The following is a 21276-nucleotide window of genomic DNA, read 5'->3' on the forward strand; positions in this document are numbered from 1 at the left end:
GCCAATTGTAAATATCTATATATACGAAATGAAAAGGCCGGCTGGATCGAGCCCACTGCACCCAGAAAAAAGCCGCCCGAGGGCGGCTCTTTTCATCCCTGGCAGGACGGCCCCTCAGTCGCCTGCCCCCACCGCCTCCGGCAAGCCCGGTACGAATTCCTTCCCGCTCGGCACCTTGGCGCTGGAGGCCTTCAGGGCACCACCGATCGGCTCGACGCGCCCGCTCAGGCATTTGCCCAGGAACTGCTCGGCCACCGCGTTGAAGGCGATGCTGTTCTCCGGACGGGCGAAGCCGTGGCCTTCGTCGGGGAACAGCACATAGGTCACCGGGATGTTCTTGGCCTGCATGGCCTTGACGATCTGGTCCGACTCCGCCTGGTTCACGCGCGGGTCGTTGGCGCCCTGCCCGATCAGCAGCGGGCGCTTGATCGCCCCGGCCTTGAACAGCGGCGAGCGCTCCTGCAGCAGCTGGCGGCCGGCCTCGGTGGTGGGGTCGCCCATGCGCTTGTAGAACTGCGCCTTGCCGGCTTCCCAGTACGGCGGGATGGTCTTCAGCAGCGTGGCGAGATTGGACGGGCCGACGATGTCCACGCCGCAGGCGAAGATATCCGGCGTGAAGGCCAGGCCGGCCAGGGTGGCGTAGCCGCCGTAGGAGCCGCCCATGATGGCGACCTTGTCGGCGGTGGTGATGCGGTTCTTCACCGCCCACTGCACGGCGTCGATCAGGTCGTCGTGCATCTTGCGGCCCCACTGCAGGTCGCCGGCGGAGATGTACTTCTTGCCGAAGCCGGTCGAGCCGCGGTAGTTCACCGACAGCACCGCATAGCCACGGTTGGCCAGCCACTGGTGGTAGCTGCTGTAGCCGTAGGTGTCGCGCGCCCATGGCCCGCCGTGCACGAACAGCACCATCGGCAGCGGTTTGTCGGGGCGGCCCGGATGCGCCTTGTCGCTGCCGGCGGGCAAGGTCAGATACGACACTTCGGTCAGCCCGTCGCGCGTGCGGATCTCCTGCGGATACATCGGCGCCAGCGTCGCATCCGCCAGCTCCGGCCGGCTGACGAACAGCGCGGTGAGCTTCTTCGCCTTGCGCTCGTACAGATACGTGGTGCCGGGCTTGACCACCGGGTCCACCACCACCGTCCAGACATCGTCGGCGTCGGTGCGCGAGGTGATCTCGAACTTGCCCTTGAGCTGGTCTTTCAGGAAATCCAGGTCGCCCTTCACCGCCGGATCCAGCGCCGTCCATTCCGGCTTGAGGTATTGCGAGGAATACGCCTGCACCTTGCCGGTGGCCGGGTCGCTGAGCGTGTCGTCGATATCGGCCTTGGCGTTCTGCGCCAGCACGCGGGTAGTGCCCGTGGCGACGTCTTCGGCGAGCAAGGCCGCGGTGTCGCGGCCGCGCGAATCGAGCCAGTACAGCGTCTTGCCGTCCACGGTGAAACCGGCCGGCTGCGTGGTGAGCGAATCGTCCAGGCCAACACTGCTGAACGGCTTGGCGTCGACCTTGCCGTCGGCCATGCGGTAGTAGTCGGTGCCGCCGTCGGGGCGGGATTTCTCGGCGATGCGCAATACGAGCTGATCGTCGGCGACGAAGCCCGCGTATTCGCCCTTGTTCTCGTACACCTCGGTGAGCTTGCCGGTCTTCAGGTCCAGGCTGTAGATGTCGTGCCAGCGCGGGTCGCGGTTGTTCACGCCGATCAGGATGCGGTCCTTGATATGCACGCTGGTGCCGACCACGCGCACGCGGGTCTTCTGGAACGGCGTCAGCGACTGCGGCTCGCCGCCCTGCACGTCCACCTTGTAGAGCAGGAAATTCTCGTCGCCGCCGCGGTCGTTGACGTACAGCACCGAGGACGAATCCGGCGCCCAGAAATACTGGCGGATCGGCCGCTGCTTTTCGGCGGTGAGCGGCTTGGCCTTGTCCGGCTCGCCCGCCGGAGCCACCCATACGTTGAGTACGCCGTCGCGCGGCGCGATCCAGGCCAGCCACTTGCCGTCCGGGCTGAGCTTGCCGGCGACGCGGCTCGGATTGCCGAACAGCTTGGCGCGCTCGATCAGCGGCGCGCTGGTGGCGGGGGCGGTATCCGCCCAGGCCATGGTGGCGGACAGACCGGCGGCGGCGATGGCCGCGGCGAGCAACAGCTTGCGCATACCCTTCTCCTTGGTGCGTGCTTCGTGCGGGGAAAACGTAGCCACCATCGCCCGCTGGCACTCAGCCCAGCAGACGCTCGCAGATGGCCTGGTACAGCGAAGGCAATTTTTCCAGGTCGGCCACGGCGACGCATTCGTCCACCTTGTGGATGGTCGCGTTGACCGGCCCCAGCTCCACCACTTCGGCGCCCAGCGGTGCGATAAAGCGCCCGTCCGAGGTGCCGCCGCCGGTGCTCTGCTCCGGCTCCGTGCCGCACAGCTCGCGGCATACCGACGCCACCGCGTCGCGCAGCGCGCCGCCGGCGGGGCAGAGGAAAGGTTCGCCGGAGAGGCTCCACTCCAGCGCGTAGTCGAGATGATGGCGGTCGAGAATCCGCTCGACGCGCGCGCGCAGCTCGTCCGCGCGGCTGGCGGTGCTGTAGCGGAAATTGATCAGCGCCACCAGCGCACCGGGAATGACATTGCTCGCGCCGGTGCCGGCGTTGAGGTTGGACACCTGGAACGAGGTCGGCGGGAAATCCGCATTGCCGGCATCCCAGCGTTCCACCGCCAGCTCGGTGAGCGCGGGCGCGAAAGCGTGGATCGGGTTCTTCGCCTTCTCCGGATACGCCACGTGGCCTTGAATGCCGCGCACCGTCAGCGTCGCCGACAGCGACCCGCGCCGGCCGACGCGGATCAGGTCGCCCAGGCGCTCCTTCGACGACGGCTCGCCCACCACGCACCAGTCGATGCGCTCGCCGCTGGCGCGAAAATGTTCGGCCACCTTGCGCACGCCGTCGAGATTGGTCGGGCCTTCCTCGTCGCTGGTCATCAGGAAACCGACGCGGCCGCGATGCTCCGGATGCGCCGCGGCGAAGGCCTCCAGCGCCACCGCCATCGCCGCCACCGAGCCTTTCATGTCCGCCGCGCCGCGGCCGTAGAGATAGCCGTCGCGCACCACCGGTTCGAACGGATCGCTCTGCCAGCTTTCCGCCGGCCCGCTCGGCACCACGTCGGTATGGCCGAGGAACACCAGCAGCGGGCCGCCTTCGCCATGCGTGGCCCAGAGGTTGTCCACCTCGCCGTAGCGCAGGTGCTCGACCTTGAAACCCGCGCGCGCCAGGCGCTCGGCCAGCACGGCCTGGCAGCCGGCGTCGTCGGGCGTCACCGAGCGGCGGCGAATCAGTTCGGCGGTGAGGTCGAAGACGGCGGACATGCGGATTCCCATGGATGCAGCGAGGGCCGGTCTCGCCGTGGAGAAGAAACTAGCCGATCAGCGCGCCGCCGATCACGTGTCCAACGGCATAGGTGATCGAAGCTGCCGCGGCAGTAATCCCGAGCTGCCGCGCGATCGAGAACACCACGCTACGGCCGGTGAACAGCGAGGTGCCGATGCCGATCAGGGCCAGCGCGAACGCCGTGGCAGCGGCGCTGGCCAGCATTGCGGCGCTGCCGCCGAGGAACAGATACGGCGCGACCGGAAACGCGGCGCCCAGCGCGAACATGCAGAACGAAGAGATGGCCGCGCTGTAGGCCGAACCGCCCAGGTCTTCCGGATCGATGCCCAGGTCTTCGCGCACCAGCGTATCCAGCGCGGCGCGCGGCGTTTCGGAAAGACGCTCGGCGACGGTCTCGGCGACTTGCGGCTCCAGCCCCTTGTCGCGATAGATGCCGGCGATGCTGCGCGCGCCGTCTTCCGGCGCCACCGCCAGGCGCTCCGCGCGCACCGCGATCTGCGCCTGGTAGAACTCGCGCGAGCTGTTCACCGACAGCCATTCGCCCAGCGCCATCGAACATGCGCCGGCAACCAGGCCGGCGATGCCGGCGGTGAGCACGGCCTTGTCGTTGCCGGAGGCGCCGGCCATGCCCATCACCAGGCTGACGTTGGACACCAGCCCGTCATTCGCCCCCAGCACGGCGGCGCGCAGCGTATTGCCGCTCTGGCCGCGGCTGTCGCGCCTGGCGCTGCGCAGCGGCGCACTTTCGGCGAAATGGTTGCGCAGCTCCTTGCGGTCCACCGAGGGTTCGACATGGTCGGCATGTTCCAGCCGCACCACGGTGGGCATGACGAACTCGGTGCCGAAGCGGCGCGCGAACCACGACAGCACGCGCACGCGGATGCCGGCTTCGTGCCGCGGCACCTCGACGCGCATGGCGTGCAGCTGCGCTTCCCAGAACGCGGCGTTGGCGGTTTCGGCCAGCGCGATGCGGCGATAGGCGCGCTGCTTGCGTTCGTCGCTGGCCAGGTCGGCCAGGCGCTCGTACAGCGCGGCGTTGTCGCGCTCGATGCGCAGGTTGGCGAGATAGCGGCGTGCGCTGCGATCGTTCATGCCGGTTCCGCCTCGCTCTGGCCCAGGTAGATGAGCGCGCCCAGCAGCAGCGCCACCAGCCGGAAGGACGTCTCGACGCCGTTCCACTGCGAGGACATCCACATGCCGAACCACTCGCCGCCGACCGCCATGAAGCCGGCCAGCCACAGCAGCACGCCAAGACTCAGCCCCGCCGTCGCCAGGCCCTTCGCGCGCACGAACAGCGCTGCCGGTGCTCGCCGGCGCAGCCACATGCGCCACGCACCAGCCCACAGCAGCGCGGCCGTGACGAGCTGGGTGGCGATGATCAGCGCATACGCCGCGTGCTGCAGCCACGGCGTGGTGATGGCGCGGTAGCGGATGGTGGCGCCGGGGAAGATCGTGTCCATCGCCAGCACGTGATGCACGAAGGCGAAGTTGCTGCCGTAGTCGGTGAGGTTGCCGAACGCCACCAGGCTCACCAGCAGGGCGAGCCCGCAGACCAGCAGCAGCTTGGCGTAGCGCGCCGGCATCTCAGCGCGCGAACAGCTTCTTGAAGCCGTTGTCGGTGAAGCCGACGCTCACCGAACCGTCCGCCTGCACCACCACCGGGCGGCGCACCAGGGCCGGATATTCCTTCAGCAGCAAAGTCCACTCCGGATCGCTGCCGGGGTTCTTGCGCTGCGGCAGCAGGTTGCGCCAGGTGGTGCCGGCCTTGTTCACCAGCTTCTCCCAGCCGCCGAGCCGGTGCGCCCAGTCCTTCAGCGTGTCGGCCGGCACCGGGTTGGCGCGGTAGTCGACGAACGTGTGTTCGACGTCGAAGCGGTTGAGCCAGTTGCGCGCCTTCTTGCAGGTGTCGCAGTTGGGCAGGCCGTACAGCGTGGGGTTGCTCATGCGTTGCTATCCGTCGATGGGTTGTTGCCGCCGCAGCATGCGCAGCAGCACGTAGAAAGCCAGGGCGGCGACGAGGTGCTTGATGGTGTGCCCGCTGACCGTGCCGCCGGTTGCCTGGAACACCTGCTTGTCGCCCTGCTCGCAGGCAAAGGCCACCAGATAGGTACCCAGTACCGCGAACAGCTGCGCGCGCCCGCTCCACGGCGTCGGCAACAGGGCCACCGCCAGCAGGAGCAGCAGGATCGAGCCGCCCTCGGCCACGAAATACGGCAACAGATTGCCGGTGACGGTCCAGTAAACGACGCAGCCCACGCCGAGCAGGGACAGGCCCAGCAGCGGCAGGTCGGAGCGCCAGTTCAGCCGTTCGGCCAGCGTGGCGGCGAGCAGCGGCATGAACACCAGGGTCATCGGCAGGCGGTCCCATACCAGCCGCGCGTCCGAAGGCGCCCAGTGGTAGTAGGCGGAGCCGAAGGCGGTCAGCGCGAGGCCGGCGAACGTCAAGGCATAGGCATGCTGAGGGATCCTGCCCATCGCCTGCACGCGCGGCTCGCGCATGGCGGACAGGCCCAGCACGCCCACCAGCAGGAACGCGAGATTGGACATCACGTCGCCGAAATTCGGCACGCCCAGCCAGCCGCGCGCGTCGGCGAAGCCGTGGTAAGCCTGCGGCTGCGCCACCGGCGGCAGCGCGAACGCCAGCACCGCCAGCACGACGCCGGCCAGGGCGAGCAGATAGCCGCGCTTGCGCGCCGCGGCCACACTCACCCCGGCCGTGGCCGCCATCAGTCGGCGCTGCGCAGCAGTTCGTTGATGCCGGTCTTGCTGCGCGTCTTCTCGTCCACCTGCTTGACGATGATGGCGGCGTACAGGCTGTGCGTGCCGTCCTTGGCCGGCAGGCTGCCGGCCACCACCACGCTGCCCGCCGGCACGCGGCCGTAGCTGATCTCGCCGGTGGCGCGGTTGTAGATGCGGGTGGACTGGCCCAGGAACACGCCCATGCCGATCACGCTGCCCTTCTCCACCACCACGCCTTCCACCACTTCGGAACGCGCGCCGATAAAGCAGTTGTCTTCGATGATGGTGGGGTTCGCCTGCAGCGGCTCCAGCACGCCGCCGATGCCGACGCCGCCGGACAGATGCACGTGCGCGCCGATCTGCGCGCAGGAGCCCACCGTGGCCCAGGTATCGACCATGCTGCCGGCGCCGACATAGGCGCCGATGTTGACGTAGCTGGGCATCAGCACGGCATCCTTGGCCACGTGCGCGCCGCGGCGCACCAGCGCGCCGGGCACCACGCGCGCGCCCAGGCCCTGCAGTTCGGCGTCGTTGCCGTGGGCGAAGCGCAGCGGCACCTTGTCGAAGGCCAGCGCGGAGCCGCCGTCGACCACGCGGTTGCCGTTGATGCGGAAGTACAGCAGCACGGCTTTCTTGATCCACTGGTTGACCGTCCAGCCGCCGTTGCCGTCCGGCTCGGCGACGCGGCGTTCGCCGGATTCCAGCAGGTCGATCACCTGCTCCACGGCGGGGCGCAGATAGGTTTCGATGTCCGACTGGGTGAGGTCGTTGCGGCGCTCGAAGGCGTCGTTGATCAGGGATTCGATGCTTTGCATGGGGTGCTGAAGGGGGCTGGTGAGAACCCGGCCATGCTAGCGGGATTGGCCGCGGCGGGCGAGCCGTTTGGCCGTCCATCGCGCGTGTTGCGGACTTTGCCCTAGCCCGCGCGCCTGGCCGCGCCCAGCCGGTCCAGCAGGGCGTGCAGCAGGCGGTCCTGCTGCACCACGCTCAGCGGCGCGTTGCGGCGATCGCTGATCAGGAAGAAATCCTCCACGCGCTCGCCGAAGGTGGCGATGCGCGCGTCGTGCACGCGCACCTCGGCGTCGGCCATGGCCTGCGACACCGCGGCGAGCAGGCCCGGCCGGTCGCTGCACACCAGGGACAGCCGGGTGCGGTCGCCGACCGCGCTGAAGGCGATCTTCGGCGCCACCTGGAAATGCTTCAGGTGCCGCGACATGTTCCGCCGCGACGGCTGGTGCGCATGCGCCGGCTGCGACAGCGCGCGATGCAGGCGCTGCTGCAGCTCCTCGGCGCGCTCCGCGCTGGCCGGCTGCTGGCTGTCCGATTCCAGCAGCAGGAAGGTATCCAGCGCCATGCCGTTGCGGCTGTTGAGGATGCGTGCCTCCATCACCGAGAAATGCAGGCGGTCGAGCATGGCGGTGACCGAGGCGAACAGGCCGTCGCGGTCGGGCGTGTAGACGAACAGCTCCGTCGTGCCGCGCACCGACAGCGGATGCACTTCGATCAAAGGCGTGGCGCCGGCCGAACGCAGGATCGCCGCGGTCTGCCAGGCGATCTGCTCGGGCCGGTGGCGCAGGAAGCTCTGCTCGGGGAAATCCAGCCACACGCGTTCGCAGGCGGCCTGCGCGAAGCCTTCGGTAAGCAGCAGCGCCAGCGCGGCCTCGCGGCATTCGCGCACGCGCGCGGCGGCATCGCGCGGCAGCTCGTCGTCGCTGGCCAGCGCGTAGCGGGTGGCGGTGTAGAGGTCGGCGAGCAGGCGGTCCTTCCACGCGTTCCACAAGCGCGGACTGGTGCCGATGATGTCGGCGATGGTCAGCAGGTAGAGCAGGTCCAGGCGTTCGCGCTCGCCCACGGCTTCGGCGAAGCGCTGCACCACGTCGGGGTCGGTGATGTCCTGGCGCTGCGCGGTGACGCTCATCAGCAGATGCCAGCGCACCAGCCAGGCGATCAGCTCGATGTCTTCGCGCGGCAGCCCGAGCCGGGCGCCGAAGGCGCGCGCGTCTTCTTCGCCCAGCACCGAGTGGTCGCCGCCGCGTCCCTTGGCGATGTCGTGGAACAGCGCGCCGAGCAGCAGCAGCTCGGGCTTTTCCAGCGTGGGCCAGATGCCGCAGGCGAGCGGGAATTCGCCGCGCGCGGCCGGGTCGGCGAAGCGCGCCACGTTGCGCAGCACGCGCAGCGTGTGTTCATCCACGGTGTAGACGTGGAACAGGTCGTACTGCATGCGCCCGAACACCTTGCCGAAGGCCGGCAGCACCGCCGCCAGCAGGCCGTGCCGGTTCATGCGCCACAACGCTTCCACCGCCGGCGCGCCCTTGCGCAGCAGGCGCAGGAAGGCATCGAGCACCTGCGGATCGTCGGCCAGCGAGGCGCCGAAGAACGCGGTGGCCTGGTGGATGCGGCGCATGGTGTCGGCGGTGAAGCCGACGATGCCCGGCTCGCCGAGCCGCAGGATGAACACTTCGACCAGGGCCGCGGGCCGGCGCACGAACAGATCCGGATCGCGCACCGCCAGGCGCGAACCGTAGCGCAGGAAATCCGCGCCCACGGCCTGCGGCTCGATCGGCGGTTCGAGCATTTCCTCGAAACGCTCGGCGATCTGCACGCCCAGCCGCTCCACCTGGCTGGCGGCGCGGTAATAGCCCTGCATGAACTGTTCGACGCCGAGATTTTTTTCGTGCTCGTCGCGGAAGCCGAGCTGCTCGGCCAGCGCGCGCTGGTAATCGAACAGCAGGCGCTCCTCGGCGCGGCCGGCTTCCAGGTGCAGCGCGAAGCGGTAGCGGCGCAGCGTGGCTTCGGCTTCTTCCAGCGTGGAGCGTTCGGCCGGGTCGAGCAGGCCTTCTTCCACCATGTCGTCGAAGTCGTCCGCATGCGCCAGGCGGCGTCCCAGCCAGCGCAGCGAATCGAGCGTGCGCAGGCCGCCGGGGCCGTCCTTGATGTTCGGTTCGAGGTTGTAGGCGGTGTCGTTGTAGCGCGCGTGGCGGCTGTCGCGTTCGGACAGGCGCACGGCCAGGTAGGCGGCTGGCGGCCACAGCGCGGGATCGTCGACGATCGCCTGCAGCGATTGCTCCAGCGCCGGATCGCCGGCCAGCCGGCGCGCATCGAGCAGGCTGGTGAACACGCTGGCGTCCTGCGCGGCCAGCGTGCGGCACTGCGCCGGATCGCGCACGGCGTGGCCCACTTTCAGGCCGATATCCCACAGCGTGGCGAAGCATTGCTCCAGCGCGCGCAGCCGCGCCGGCTCGGCGCGCTCGGCCAGCACCAGCAGGTCCACGTCCGAATGCGGAAACAGCAGGCCGCGCCCGAAACCGCCGACGGCGAACAGCGCCGCGCCATCGACTTCGCCCAGGCAGGCCGTCCACACGTGGGCCACGATGCGCGACACCGAATCGCCGCGCCGGCGCGCCAGGGCGGTGGCGTCGGCGCCGTCGCGGAAGGCGGTGGCGATGGCGCGGTCGACGTCGCCCAGCAGCTGCCGCAGGGCCCGCCGCGCCTCGGTCGACACGCCCGAACGCGGGACCGCGATGGGCAGGCGGGGCAGCGGGGGCAGCACGACGGTCATGGGTGAGGGAATAGAAAATAGGGAATCGGGAATAGGAGTCTGCCACGACGGATCGGCGACGAGCTCGAATGACGACCCGTAAAGCAAAAAGGGCGGCCATCCGGCCGCCCTCCGATTCCCTGTTTACCATTCTCTATGCCCGCCCCTCAGGCATCCGGCCAGGGCGTGAGGATCTCGAAGCCGTCCTCGGTCACCGCGATGGTGTGCTCCCACTGGGCCGAGAGCGAGTGGTCCTTGGTGACCACCGTCCAGCCGTCCGGCAGCTGGCGGGTCTGCGGCTTGCCGGCGTTGACCATCGGCTCGACCGTGAAGGTCATGCCCTGCTTCAGTTCCAGCCCGCTGGCGGGCTTGCCGTAGTGCAGCACCTGCGGTTCGTCGTGGTAGACCTTGCCGATGCCGTGGCCGCAGTACTCGCGCACCACCGAGAAGCCGGCCGCCTCGGCATGCTTCTGGATGGCGTGGCCGACGTCGCCCAGGGTGGCGCCGGGGCGCACCGACTGGATGCCCAGCATCATCGCCTCGTGGGTGGTCTCCACCAGCCGGCGGGCCAGCACCGACGGGGTGCCGACGAAGTACATGCGGCTGGTGTCGCCGTGCCAGCCGTCTTTGATGACGGTGACGTCCAGGTTGATGATGTCGCCGTCCTTCAGCAGCTTGGACGGGCTGGGGATGCCGTGGCAGATCACGTGGTTGACCGAGGTGCACAGCGTCTTGGGGAAGCCGTTGTAGCCGACGTTGGCCGGGATCGCCTTCTGCACGTTGACGATGTGCTCGTAGGCGAGGCGGTCCAGGTCCTCGGTAGTGACGCCGGGCTTGACGTGCTCTTTAAGCATGGCCAGCACTTCGGCGGCCAGCTTGCCGGCCTCGCGCATGGCCTGGATATCGGCGGGGGATTTCAGGGTAACGGCCATAGTTCCACTCAAATGGCGCCGCAAACCCCGGCTTCAATGGGCCCAGCTCAGGCTGAACCGGCCGGCGGCTTGCTGCTATGCCGGCGCGCCGGCTATAATTTCGGAGTTTTGCTGCCCGGAGAACCCGCCATACATGGCGTTTCCCGACCGGCCGCAAAGCGAAAAACGATTGTAACCGCGCTGCGGCATGATCGCCTAAGTCCTTGATCGGACAAACCAACGCCACACACGCATCGGCACCGCCTTCGGGGTGCCGCGGGCCCTTGGGGTACCGCGGTCGAAGCCGGGGATGCGTGGAGGTCCCAACCCCCGGGCCACATGACAAGGCCCAACGAAGGAGTTTTCCCATGGCACAAGTCACCATGCGCCAGATGCTTGAAGCCGGCGTGCATTTCGGTCACCAGACCCGCTACTGGAACCCCAAGATGGCTCCGTACATCTTCGGTGCCCGCGGCAAGATCCACATCATCAACCTTGAAAAGACCCTCCCGCTGTTCACCGACGCGATGAACTTCCTGTCGGGCGTGGCGCAGAAGCGCGGCACCGTGCTGTTCGTCGGCACCAAGCGCTCGGCCCGCGAGGCCCTGGCCGAGGAAGCCGGCCGCGCCGGCATGCCCTTCGTCACCGCCCGCTGGCTCGGCGGCATGCTGACCAACTTCCGCACCGTCAAGCAGTCCGTGGCGCGCCTGAAGGAGCTGGAAGCGGCCGAGACCGACGGCAGCTTCGACCGCCTGGTCAAGCACGAAGTGCTAGCCCGCCGCCGCGAGCGCGACAAGCTGGAGAACTCGCTGGGCGGCATCAAGGACATGAACCGCCTGCCCGACGCGCTGTTCGTGGTCGACATCGGCCATGAAGACATCGCCGTGCAGGAAGCCAAGAAGCTCGGCATCCCGGTGGTCGCGGTCGTTGACACCAACTACAACCCGGAGCTGGTGGACTACGCCATCCCGGGCAACGACGACGCCATCCGCGCGATCCAGCTGTACGCCCGCGCCGCCGCCGACTCGATCCTCGAGGGCCGTGCCGCCGCTCCGGCTGCCGCCCAGGGCGACGCCAACGAGTTCGTCGAGCTCGACGAGGAAGGCAACCCGGTCGCCAAGGAAGAGCGCAAGGCCGCTCCGCGCCGCGACAACAACCGCGGTCCGGCCAAGAAGGGCGCCGGCGCCCCGCGCCGCGACGGCGGCCGTGGCGGCCGCGGTGGCCGCCAGGCCGAAGGCGAAGCGGACGGCGAGTAAGCCATCCCCTGCCCCGGCCGGCACCGGCCGGGGCGTTTCAAAGATTTTCGAGGAACCCAGATGACTGCCATTACCGCAAAACTGGTCGGCGAACTGCGCGAGCGCTCGGGCGCCGGCATGATGGACTGCAAGAAGGCGCTCACCGAGACCAACGGCGACATCGAAGCCGCCATCGAGCACCTGCGCAAGACCGGCCTGGCCAAGGCCGACAAGAAGGCCGACCGCGTCGCCGCCGAAGGCCGCGTGGCCACCGCCAGCGACAACGGCAAGGCCGTGCTGGTCGAGGTCAACAGCGAGACCGACTTCGCCGCCAAGAACGCCGAATTCGTCGACTTCACCAATGCCGTGGCGCAGGCCGTGCTGAAGGCCGGCGTGACCGAGATCGAGGCCGTCAAGGCCGCCGCGATCGAAGGCTTCGCCAGCATCGAAGAGGCCGCCAAGGCCAAGACCGCGACCATCGGCGAGAAGATCGACGTGCGCCGCGCCGCCCGCGTGGAGAACGACGGCCCGCTCGGCGTGTATTCGCACGGCGGCAAGATCGGCGTGATCGTGGCGCTCAAGGGCGGCTCGGAAGAGCTGGCCAAGGGCATCGCCATGCACGTGGCCGCCATGAACCCGCCCTACGTGAAGGCCGAGGACGTTCCCGCCGACTTCATCGCGCGCGAGAAGGACATCGCCCTCGCCGCCATGTCGGACAAGGAAAAGAACAAGCCGGCCGACATCCTCGACAAGATCATCTCCGGCAAGATCAACAAGATCGTGTCGGACGTGACCCTGGTCGGCCAGCCCTACGTGCTGGACACCAACGTCACCGTCGGCGACGCCCTCAAGAAGGAAGGCGCGGACGTGGTGAAGGTGGTGCGCCTGGTCGTGGGCGAAGGCATCGAGAAGATCCAGGAGGATTATCTCGCCGAAGTGCAGAAGGCCATGCAGGTCTGACCTGCTTGCGCATGCAATAAAAAAGCCGCGGGAAACCGCGGCTTTTTTATTGCCCGCGATTCGTTGCCGCAGCACGCATGGATGGACGGCCGGACGTCCGCGCCACGCCGCGGAAACACGCAAGCATGAACGAAACATCGTCGCACCCCGCGCCACCAGGCGCCTCGCGCTTACCTTAGGAGCGGCGCAGCCGCTACAATGCGCGCGTTTTGCCACACACAATCCGGAGACCCCATGAGCGAACCGCTTAAATATCGCCGCATCCTGCTCAAACTCTCCGGTGAAGCGCTGATGGGCGAAGCCGACTACGGCATCGACCCGAAAGTGATCGGCCGCCTGGCCGACGAGATCATCGACATCCAGAAGGCCGGCATCCAGATCGGCGTGGTCATCGGCGGCGGCAACATCTTCCGCGGCGCCGGCCTCGCCGCGGCGGGCATGGACCGCGTCACCGGCGACCACATGGGCATGCTCGCCACCGTGATGAACGCGCTGGCCATGCAGGATGCGATCGAACGCCGCGGCGGCTTCGCCCGCGTGATGAGCGCCATCCAGATCCACGACGTCGCCGAGGACTTCATCCGCCGCCGCGCCATCCGCCATATCGAGAAGGGCCGCATCGCGCTGTTCGCGGCCGGCACCGGCAATCCGTTCTTCACCACCGACTCGGCCGCCGCGCTGCGCGCGGTGGAGATCGGCGCGGACCTGCTGCTGAAGGCCACCAAGGTCGACGGCGTGTACACCGCCGACCCGGCCCGCGACCCCAGCGCCACCCGCTACGACCAGCTCACCTACGACCAGGTGATCGAGCGCAAGCTGGCGGTGATGGACACCGCCGCCATCGCGCTGTGCCGCGACCACGGCATGCCGCTGCGCATCTACGACATGACCGTGCCGGGCAACCTGCTGCGGATCATGCGCGGCGAATCGATCGGCACCATCGTCACCGACCGCTGACGCCTTCGCGGGGCCGCCCCAGGGCGCCCCGCCAGCCCCGGAAGCCCGCCCCCGTGCGGGCTTCCCCCGCTGCTATACTTCCAGGCTTGCACGTTCAAGAGGTATGCCCATGCTCAACGACATCAAGACCGATGCCCAGACCCGCATGGGCAAAAGCATCGACTCGCTCAAGCACAGCCTCACCCGCCTGCGCACCGGCCGCGCCAGCACGGCGCTGGTGGAACACATCAGGGTGCCGGCCTACGGCTCCGAGATGCCGCTCAACCAGGTAGCCTCGATCTCGCTGGGCGACGCCCGCTCGATCATCATCACGCCGTTCGACAAGAGCCACATCGCCGCGATCGAGAAGGCCCTGCTGTCCTCGGACGTCGGCATCACGCCGACCACCGCCGGCACCGTGATCCGCCTGAACATGCCGCCGCTCACCGAAGAGCGCCGCCGCGAGCTGGCCAAGCACGTGGCGCACGAGGGCGAGGACGCCAAGATCTCGATCCGCAACGTGCGCCGTGACGCGATGCAGCAGGTCAAGGACCTGCTCAAGGACAAGAAGATCACCGAAGACGACGAGCGCCGGGCCGAGGACGACATCCAGAAGCTCACCGATCGCTTCGTCAAGGAAGTCGACACCATCGCCAAGGCCAAGGAAGAGGAACTGATGGCGCTCTGACGCGCCATCGTTCCCACTCCATGACCGGCGCCGACGCCGCGCGGATCCCGCGCCACATCGCCATCGTGATGGACGGCAACGGCCGCTGGGCGAAGGCGCGCCACCGCCCGCGCAGCTTCGGCCACAACGCCGGCCGCAAGGCCTTGCGCGAAGTGGTCGAGGGCTGCCTGCGCGAGGGCGTGCAGGCGCTGACCGTATTCGCCTTCTCCAGCGAGAACTGGCAGCGTCCGCAGGACGAGGTCGGCGCGCTGATGGAACTGTTCGTGCGCGCGCTCGACAAGGAAGTGGACGAACTGCACCAGCACGGCGTGCGCATGCGCTTCGTCGGCGACCTGGGCGCGTTCGAGCCGGGCCTGCGCCAGCGCATGAACCAGGCGATCGCGCATACCGCCGGCAACGACAAGCTGCACCTCAACGTGGCGGTGAACTACGGCGGCCGCTGGGACGTGGTCCAGGCCGCGCGCAAGGCCGCCGAAGCGGTGGCCCGCGGCGAGTTCCGCGCCGACGAGATCGACGAGCACCTGCTCGGCCACTGGATGAGCCTGGCCGACCTGCCGCCGCTGGACCTGTTCATCCGCACCGGCGGCGAGCTGCGCATCAGCAATTTCCTGCTGTGGCAGGCCGCCTACGCGGAGCTCTACTTCACCGATACCTTGTGGCCGGACTTCGACCAGGCTTGCCTGCGGCAGGCCATCGAGGAATATGCACGCCGCGAGCGCCGCTACGGGCGCACCGGCGAACAGGTCGCCGCCAAGGCCTAACCCAGGGAATCGCATGCTGCTCCAGCGCACTCTCACCGCACTGCTGCTCGCGCCGCTGGCGATCCTGCTGATCCTGTGGCCGCCGACCCATGTGTTCGCGCCGCTCGTGTCGGCAGCCTTCCTGCTGGCGCTGTGGGAATGGACGCGCCTGTCCGGCCTGAAGGACACCGGCGTGCGCATCGGCCTGCTGGCGGTGGCCGCCGTGCTGTTCGCCCTGCTGTGGTGGGCGCGCGATACCGCGCTGTGGGCGGTGCTGATCGCCGCCGGCGTGCTGTGGTGGGCGCTGGTCTGCGTGTGGCTGCGGCACTTCGCCTTCGGCGCCGCGCCGACCCGCGAGAACCAGCTGTTCAAGCTCGGCGCCGGCGCGCTGGTGCTGCTGCCTTCGTGGGTGGCCGCGATGAGCATCCACCGCGCCCAGCCGTACGGGCACGAGTGGACCGTGCTGGCGCTGGCCATCGTGTGGGCCGCCGATATCGGCGCCTATTTCAGCGGCCGCCTGTTCGGCAAGCGCAAGCTGGCCCCGACCATCAGCCCCGGCAAGACCTGGGCCGGCGTGTACGGCGCCTTCGTCGCCGGCGCCCTGGTGGCCGGCGTGGGCGGCTGGCTGCTCCAGGTGCGCGACGGCGGGCTGGTCGGCCTGATCCTGCTGTCGATGGTGACCGTGGTCGCCTCGATCGTCGGCGACCTGCTGGAAAGCCTGATGAAGCGGCATGCCGCGGTGAAGGACTCCGGCAACCTGTTCCCCGGCCACGGCGGCCTGCTGGACCGCCTGGACAGCGTGTTCGCCGCCCTGCCCGTGTTCGCCGCCGGCAAATTGCTGCTGGGTCTATGAGCGGGCTGCGCCAGATCGCGGTACTGGGGGCCACCGGCTCCATCGGCGGCAGCACGCTGGACGTGATCGCGCGCCATCCGCAGCGTTTCCGCGCCAGCGTGCTGGCCGCCCACCGCCAGGTGGAAGCGCTGGCCGCGCTGTGCGAGCGGCACCGGCCGGATCTCGCCGTGATCGGCGATCCGGCGCTGGAGGGCGAACTGGCCCGCCGCCTGGCCGCCGCTGGCGTGCGCTGCGAGGTGGCCGCCGGCCACGACGCGATTACCGCCGCCGCCTCCGGCGGACTGTGCGACACCGTGGTGGCCGCCATCGTCGGCGCCGCCGGCCTGGACTCCACCCTGGCCGCCGCGCGCAGCGGCAAGCGCCTGCTGCTGGCCAACAAGGAATCGATCGTGATGGCCGGCGAGCTGCTGCTGGCCGCGCTGCGCGAAGGCGGCGGCGAGCTGATCCCGGTCGATTCCGAGCACAACGCCATCTTCCAGTGCCTGCCCGGCGGCCGCCCCGAGCTGGCCCGCAGCGGCGTGCGCCGGCTGGTGCTGACCGCCTCCGGCGGCCCGTTCCGCGGCCGCAGCCGCGCCGAGCTGGCCGGCATCACCCCGGACGAGGCCTGCCGGCACCCGAAGTGGTCGATGGGGCGCAAGATCTCGGTCGATTCGGCCACCCTGATGAACAAGGGCCTGGAAGTGATCGAGGCCCACCACCTGTTCCAGGCCGCCCCCGATGCGATCGAGGTGCTGGTGCACCCGCAGAGCCTGGTGCATTCCCTGGTCGACTACGTGGACGGCTCGGTGCTGGCCCAGCTCGGCAATCCGGACATGCGCACGGCGATCGCCCATGCGCTGGCCTGGCCGGAGCGGGTGGATTCGGGCGTGCCGCCGCTGGACCTGGCCGCCCATGGCAGCCTGCAGTTCGAGGCGCCGGACCTGGCCACCTTCCGCTGCCTGGCCCTGGCCTTCCAGGCACTGCGCGCGGGGGGCGATGCCACCGCCGTCCTGAATGCCGCGAACGAGGTGGCGGTGGAAGCCTTCCTCGCCGGCGCGCTGCCCTTCCTGTCGATCGCCGACGTGGTCGAAAGCGTGCTCATGGAACTGCCGCCGCAAGCCGTGGTCGATGTCCGGTCCCTTACTGAACGTGACCGGGCAGCCCGCGAGGCCGCCCGCCGCATCCTCCGCAACGCATGCTGATAAGCTCTTGCAGATGAATTCCTTTTTCGGCTCGATCTTCTGGTTGCTGGTCACGCTGGGCGTGCTGGTGACCTTTCATGAGTTCGGCCACTACTGGGTCGCGCGCCGCTGCGGCGTCAAGGTGCTGCGCTTCTCGGTGGGCTTCGGCCGCGCCATCTGGAAGCGCATCGGCAAGGACGGCACCGAGTACCAGGTCGCCCTCATTCCCCTGGGCGGCTACGTGAAGATGCTGGACGCCCGCGAGGGCGAGGTCGACCCGGCCGAACAGGGCCGCGAGTTCACCCGCAAGCCGGTGTGGCAGCGCATCGCCATCGTCGCGGCCGGCCCCGCCTTCAATCTGATTTTCACCGTGGCCGCGTTCTGGGCCATGTTCGTGGTCGGCATGCCCGACGCCGCGCCCAACGTCACCGCCGTGCCGCACAGCATGGCCGCCGACGCCGGCGTGCGCCCGGGCGACCGCGTGCTCGCCGTCGACGGCAAGCCGGTCGACACCCTGAGCGACGCCTACGACGCCATCGCCAACGCCCTGCTCGGCCGCGAACCGCTGCCGCTGCGCCTGCGCGGCACCGACGGCGCCGAGCGCGTGGTCACCCTGCCGCTGAACCAGCTGCCCGCCGGGCAGGACATCGGCCAGTACCTGGAAAAGCTCGGCATCAAGACCGCGCCCGCCGCGCCGGTCGCCGCCGTGGTGCGCGCAGGCTTCCCGGCCGCCGCCGCCGGCATGCAGGGCGGCGACCGCATCGTCAGCATCAACGGCCAGCCGGTGGCCGATTTCGAAGCCTTCTCGCGCCTGGTGGTGGCCGAGGCGACCCGGTCGCCGGCCCTGGCCATCGCGGTGGAGCGCAACGGCAAGCCGCTGAACTTCACGGTCACCGCGCGCATGGAATCGATGGAAGGCCAGCCGCCGCGCTGGCTGATCGGCGTGTCGCCGCCGCAGCCGGAACAGGTGGTGCGCCGCTACGGGCCGGTGGCCGCGGTCGGCGCCTCGCTGGGCGCGACCTGGGACAACACCGTCTCGCTGTTCAACATGATCGGCAAGATGGTCAGCGGCCAGGCCTCGACCAAGAACCTCTCCGGCGTGATCGGCATCGCCCAGGTGGCCAATGCCTCGGCCAGCATGGGCCCCGCCTGGTTCCTGCGCTTCCTCGCCCTGGTCTCGCTGAGCCTGGCGGTATTGAACCTGCTGCCCATCCCCGTCTTGGACGGCGGTCACCTGCTGTATTACCTTATCGAGTTGGTCAAGGGCAGTCCGCTGAGTGAGCGCACGATGATGGCCGGCCAGTACGTCGGCCTGTTCCTGCTGCTCACCTTGATGGGTCTGGCGTTTTACAACGACATCCATCGCAGTCTGTTCTTGTGACGCGCGTGCCCAACGCCAGCGTCGGGGGACGGCCGGCCCGCGGCAAGGCGACACCGGTTGTCGCCCGTGCCGGCGCGCCATGCGTTGAAGCATCCTCCGCCGCGCTCGCGAACGGCGCGCGCTTTTTTTCGAGTCCGGGCACTTTTCCGGCTCAATTCATACGCGCAGCGGCCAAGGCGGCCGCTGCGTCCGCATAAACAACGGAATCGACGATGAAGCGTATCGCCGCCCTGATCCTGCTTGCCTCACTCACCGCCAACGCGCTTGCGTTCGAGCCGTTCGTCGTTTCCGACATCCGCATCGATGGCCTAAGCCGCATCTCGGCGGGCACGGTGCTCAACTACCTGCCGGTCAACAAGGGCGACCGCCTGACCACGGACGCCGCCCAGCGCGCCATCCGCGCCCTGTACCAGACCAAGTTCTTCAGCGAGGTCGAGATCGACCGCGAAGGCGACATCATGGTGATCAAGGTCACCGAGCGCCCGTCCATCGCCAAGCTCACCCTGCGCGGCAACAAGGACATCAAGGAAGACGACCTGCGCAAGGGCCTGAAGGAGATCGGCCTTTCCGAAGGCGAGACCTTCGACCGCCTCTCGCTCGACCGCGTGCAGCAGGAACTGATCCGCCAGTACTACAACCGCGGCAAGTACAACGTCTCGGTCGAACCGCACGTCACCAATCTCGACCGCAACCGCGTGGCGATCGACATCGAGATCCGCGAAGGCAAGGTCGCCAAGATCAAAGAGATCAACATCGTCGGCAACAAGGCGTTCACCGACAAGGAAATCCGCAAGGACTTCGAATCCGACACCACCAACTGGATGTCCTGGTATTCGAAGGACGACCAGTACTCGCGCGAGAAGCTCTCCGGCGACCTGGAGAAGCTGCAGTCCTACTACATGGACCGCGGCTACGCCGACTTCGGCGTGGATTCCACCCAGGTCAGCATCGCCCCCGACAAGCGCGAGATGTACATCGCCGCCGCGGTGAAGGAAGGCGAGATCTACACCGTCTCCGACATCCACCTGCTCGGCGACCTGGTGCTGCCGGAAGAAACCCTGCGCCAGCTGGTGTTCCAGAAGAAGGACCAGACCTTCAACCGCAAGGCGATCGAAGCCAGCTCCGATGCGATCAAGAGCATCCTGGCCAGCATCGGCTACGCCTTCGCCAAGGTCACCCCGGTGCCGAAGCTGGACAAGGACAAGCGCACCGTCGACCTCACCTTCTACATCGAGCCCGGCAAGCGCGTGTACGTGCGCCGCGTGGTGTTCAACGGCAATACCCGCACCGAAGACGACGTGATGCGCCGCGAAATGCGCCAGCTGGAAGGCAGCTGGTACTCGCAGCCGGCGATCGACCGCTCGAAGATCCGCCTGCAGCACCTGGGCTACTTCAAGAAGGTCGACATCGACAAGAAGCTGGTGCCGGGCACCGAGGACCAGGTCGACCTGACGGTGAAGGTGGAAGAACAGTCCGCCGGCAGCCTGATGTTCGGCGTGGGCTATTCGCAGTACTCGGGCATCATCCTGTCCGCCTCGGTGTCGCAGAACAACTTCCTGGGCACGGGCGACAGCTTCTCGGTGTCCGCGCAGCGCAGCGACTACGTCACCAGCGTCAGCGCCACCTATTTCAACCCGTACCTGACCGACAACGGCATCGGCATCGGCTACAACGCCGCGTACAGCAAGAGCGACTACGGCGACGCCAACAGCGACTTCGTCAACTTCACCAGCAGCCAGAAGTCGTTCTCGGCCTTCCTCAACATCCCGATCACCGACTTCGACAGCCTGCGCGCCGGCCTCGGCCTGAGCAGCAACAAGATCAACCTGGACTACCAGACCTACGACTCCACCGGCCAGATCGTCACGCAGAGCCTGTCGCCGCAGCAGCTGATCGACTACCAGAACGCGATCGGCCACAAGACCATCCACTCGTGGACCGGCCAGCTGGGCTGGACCCACGACACGCGCAACGGCTACTGGGCGCCGACCCGCGGCGGCATGATGACGCTGTCCACCGACATCGCGCTGCCCGGCTCCACCGTGCAGTACTACAAGATCTTCGGCGAGGCCAACCACTACTGGCCGATCGGCGGCGGCTTCGTGCTGTACCTGGACGGCCAGGTCGGCTACGGCAAGACCTATGGCCAGGAGTACGACAACAGCTTCGGCGACTACGTGAAGGGCCAGAAGATCGACTTCCCGTTCTGGGAGAACTACTACTCCGGCGGCGTGCGCGACGTGCGCGGCTTCCAGGACAACACGCTGGGCCCGAAGCTCTGCGTGGGCACCGACGCCAGCGGCAAGCCGCTGCAGGCCGACAAGGACGGCCGTTGCAACGGTGGCTACTACACCTACGCCCAGCCGGTCGGCGGCGCGTTCAAGGTGCTGGGCACCGCGCAGGTGTTCATCCCGCTGCCGTTCCTGAAGGACGTGAACACCGCCCGCGTGTCGTGGTTCGTCGACGTCGGCAACGTGTACAAGGACTACAGCGCCTTCAAGGCTTCGGAGCTGCGCGCCTCGACCGGTATCTCGCTGCAGTGGCAGGCGCCGATCGGCCCGCTGATCATCAACTTCGCCACGCCGATCCGCTCCAAGAAGGAAGATCGTCACTACGAAGAGCGCATCCAGTTCACCTTCGGCAGCCAGTTCTAAGCCGGGCAATCACCTGACCGGCAGGGTCCGAAGCACCGCAACACCCCCGAAAGCGCGGCCACGGCCGCGCTTTCTTTTGCCCGTGCGGAAAGACGCCGCGCCCCCCGCGCCCT

Annotated in this window: 17 protein-coding genes and 1 pseudogene; 9 read left to right on the forward strand and 9 right to left on the reverse strand. The window is 68.3% G+C overall.

All coding sequences use genetic code 11. The features are described from left to right. Positions 1-114: 114 nt before the first annotated feature. The 9 genes and pseudogenes from FHW84_RS20360 to map all read right to left on the reverse strand — a co-directional run. A pseudogene (locus FHW84_RS20360) lies at positions 115-2144 on the reverse strand (S9 family peptidase); the annotation flags it as partial. A gap of 68 nt (positions 2145-2212) precedes the next feature. Then, positions 2213-3346 carry a succinyl-diaminopimelate desuccinylase gene (gene dapE, locus FHW84_RS20365; protein WP_167257816.1) on the reverse strand — a complete coding sequence of 378 codons (1134 nt, stop codon included), beginning with the start codon at positions 3344-3346 and terminating at the stop codon, positions 2213-2215. Between the two features lie 49 nt (positions 3347-3395). Next, entirely contained in the window at positions 3396-4460 is a 1065-nt protein-coding gene (locus tag FHW84_RS20370; protein ID WP_167257818.1) for a VIT1/CCC1 transporter family protein, read from the reverse strand. Beyond that, positions 4457-4951 carry a DUF2165 domain-containing protein gene (locus FHW84_RS20375; protein ID WP_167257820.1) on the reverse strand — a complete coding sequence of 165 codons (495 nt, stop codon included), beginning with the start codon at positions 4949-4951 and terminating at the stop codon, positions 4457-4459. Before FHW84_RS20375 ends, FHW84_RS20370 begins: the two co-directional genes overlap by 4 nt. Before the next feature lies 1 nt (position 4952). Then, on the reverse strand, positions 4953-5312 hold the full coding sequence (locus tag FHW84_RS20380; protein WP_167257822.1) for a Spx/MgsR family RNA polymerase-binding regulatory protein: 360 nt from the start codon (positions 5310-5312) through the stop codon (positions 4953-4955). 6 nt (positions 5313-5318) lie between these two features. Continuing rightward, positions 5319-6095, reverse strand: coding sequence for a ceramidase (locus tag FHW84_RS20385; protein ID WP_167257824.1), 777 nt, complete (start codon positions 6093-6095; stop codon positions 5319-5321). Next, positions 6095-6922: a 2,3,4,5-tetrahydropyridine-2,6-dicarboxylate N-succinyltransferase gene (dapD, locus tag FHW84_RS20390; RefSeq protein ID WP_167257826.1), complete on the reverse strand. Its 828-nt coding sequence runs from the start codon at positions 6920-6922 to the stop codon at positions 6095-6097. The genes FHW84_RS20385 and dapD overlap by 1 nt, the downstream gene beginning before the upstream one ends. A 101-nt stretch (positions 6923-7023) precedes the next feature. Further along, positions 7024-9666 carry a [protein-PII] uridylyltransferase gene (gene glnD, locus FHW84_RS20395; RefSeq protein WP_167257828.1) on the reverse strand — a complete coding sequence of 881 codons (2643 nt, stop codon included), beginning with the start codon at positions 9664-9666 and terminating at the stop codon, positions 7024-7026. Between the two features lie 146 nt (positions 9667-9812). Next, positions 9813-10577 (reverse strand): type I methionyl aminopeptidase, encoded by a 765-nt coding sequence (gene map, locus FHW84_RS20400; protein ID WP_167257830.1) that lies wholly within the window; start codon positions 10575-10577, stop codon positions 9813-9815. A 347-nt stretch (positions 10578-10924) separates the two neighbouring features. Between map and rpsB the strand changes: the two genes are divergently transcribed. From rpsB to bamA, 9 genes are all read left to right on the forward strand, one after another. Next, positions 10925-11812 carry a 30S ribosomal protein S2 gene (rpsB, locus tag FHW84_RS20405; RefSeq protein ID WP_167257832.1) on the forward strand — a complete coding sequence of 296 codons (888 nt, stop codon included), beginning with the start codon at positions 10925-10927 and terminating at the stop codon, positions 11810-11812. A gap of 60 nt (positions 11813-11872) precedes the next feature. Next, complete coding sequence (gene tsf / locus FHW84_RS20410; RefSeq protein ID WP_167257834.1) at positions 11873-12751, forward strand: translation elongation factor Ts; 879 nt, start codon at positions 11873-11875, stop codon at positions 12749-12751. A gap of 234 nt (positions 12752-12985) precedes the next feature. Next, positions 12986-13708, forward strand: coding sequence for a UMP kinase (gene pyrH, locus FHW84_RS20415; RefSeq protein WP_167257836.1), 723 nt, complete (start codon positions 12986-12988; stop codon positions 13706-13708). A 109-nt stretch (positions 13709-13817) separates the two neighbouring features. Then, the gene (gene frr / locus FHW84_RS20420; RefSeq protein ID WP_167257838.1) at positions 13818-14375 is read left to right on the forward strand and encodes a ribosome recycling factor; all 558 of its coding nucleotides are present in this window, start codon (positions 13818-13820) and stop codon (positions 14373-14375) included. Between the two features lie 20 nt (positions 14376-14395). Further along, positions 14396-15136: a polyprenyl diphosphate synthase gene (gene uppS / locus FHW84_RS20425; protein WP_167257840.1), complete on the forward strand. Its 741-nt coding sequence runs from the start codon at positions 14396-14398 to the stop codon at positions 15134-15136. 13 nt (positions 15137-15149) lie between these two features. After that, on the forward strand, positions 15150-15968 hold the full coding sequence (locus tag FHW84_RS20430) for a phosphatidate cytidylyltransferase (protein WP_167257842.1): 819 nt from the start codon (positions 15150-15152) through the stop codon (positions 15966-15968). Next, positions 15965-17149, forward strand: coding sequence for a 1-deoxy-D-xylulose-5-phosphate reductoisomerase (locus tag FHW84_RS20435; protein WP_208399893.1), 1185 nt, complete (start codon positions 15965-15967; stop codon positions 17147-17149). The genes FHW84_RS20430 and FHW84_RS20435 overlap by 4 nt, the downstream gene beginning before the upstream one ends. A gap of 13 nt (positions 17150-17162) precedes the next feature. Further along, positions 17163-18509 carry an RIP metalloprotease RseP gene (rseP, locus tag FHW84_RS20440; RefSeq protein ID WP_167257844.1) on the forward strand — a complete coding sequence of 449 codons (1347 nt, stop codon included), beginning with the start codon at positions 17163-17165 and terminating at the stop codon, positions 18507-18509. A 212-nt stretch (positions 18510-18721) separates the two neighbouring features. Further along, entirely contained in the window at positions 18722-21163 is a 2442-nt protein-coding gene (bamA, locus tag FHW84_RS20445) for an outer membrane protein assembly factor BamA (RefSeq protein WP_167257846.1), read from the forward strand. The last annotated feature ends 113 nt before the right edge of the window (positions 21164-21276 follow it).

It is taken from the genome of Dyella sp. SG562, assembly GCF_011759495.1.
Lineage (GTDB): Bacteria > Pseudomonadota > Gammaproteobacteria > Xanthomonadales > Rhodanobacteraceae > Dyella_D > Dyella_D marensis.

Bases quoted from the DNA above. Each gene is read 5' to 3' on its own strand.
- FHW84_RS20385 (WP_167257824.1), bottom strand. From the start codon at position 6,095: ATGGCGGCCACGGCCGGGGTGAGTGTGGCCGCGGCGCGCAAGCGCGGC.
- dapE (WP_167257816.1), bottom strand. From the start codon at position 3,346: ATGTCCGCCGTCTTCGACCTCACCGCCGAACTGATTCGCCGCCGCTCG.
- FHW84_RS20380 (WP_167257822.1), bottom strand. From the start codon at position 5,312: ATGAGCAACCCCACGCTGTACGGCCTGCCCAACTGCGACACCTGCAAG.
- FHW84_RS20370 (WP_167257818.1), bottom strand. From the start codon at position 4,460: ATGAACGATCGCAGCGCACGCCGCTATCTCGCCAACCTGCGCATCGAG.
- bamA (WP_167257846.1), top strand. From the start codon at position 18,722: ATGAAGCGTATCGCCGCCCTGATCCTGCTTGCCTCACTCACCGCCAAC.
- rseP (WP_167257844.1), top strand. From the start codon at position 17,163: ATGAATTCCTTTTTCGGCTCGATCTTCTGGTTGCTGGTCACGCTGGGC.
- FHW84_RS20435 (WP_208399893.1), top strand. From the start codon at position 15,965: ATGAGCGGGCTGCGCCAGATCGCGGTACTGGGGGCCACCGGCTCCATC.
- FHW84_RS20430 (WP_167257842.1), top strand. From the start codon at position 15,150: ATGCTGCTCCAGCGCACTCTCACCGCACTGCTGCTCGCGCCGCTGGCG.
- rpsB (WP_167257832.1), top strand. From the start codon at position 10,925: ATGGCACAAGTCACCATGCGCCAGATGCTTGAAGCCGGCGTGCATTTC.
- FHW84_RS20375 (WP_167257820.1), bottom strand. From the start codon at position 4,951: ATGCCGGCGCGCTACGCCAAGCTGCTGCTGGTCTGCGGGCTCGCCCTG.
- glnD (WP_167257828.1), bottom strand. From the start codon at position 9,666: ATGACCGTCGTGCTGCCCCCGCTGCCCCGCCTGCCCATCGCGGTCCCG.
- pyrH (WP_167257836.1), top strand. From the start codon at position 12,986: ATGAGCGAACCGCTTAAATATCGCCGCATCCTGCTCAAACTCTCCGGT.
- frr (WP_167257838.1), top strand. From the start codon at position 13,818: ATGCTCAACGACATCAAGACCGATGCCCAGACCCGCATGGGCAAAAGC.
- uppS (WP_167257840.1), top strand. From the start codon at position 14,396: ATGACCGGCGCCGACGCCGCGCGGATCCCGCGCCACATCGCCATCGTG.
- map (WP_167257830.1), bottom strand. From the start codon at position 10,577: ATGGCCGTTACCCTGAAATCCCCCGCCGATATCCAGGCCATGCGCGAG.
- dapD (WP_167257826.1), bottom strand. From the start codon at position 6,922: ATGCAAAGCATCGAATCCCTGATCAACGACGCCTTCGAGCGCCGCAAC.
- tsf (WP_167257834.1), top strand. From the start codon at position 11,873: ATGACTGCCATTACCGCAAAACTGGTCGGCGAACTGCGCGAGCGCTCG.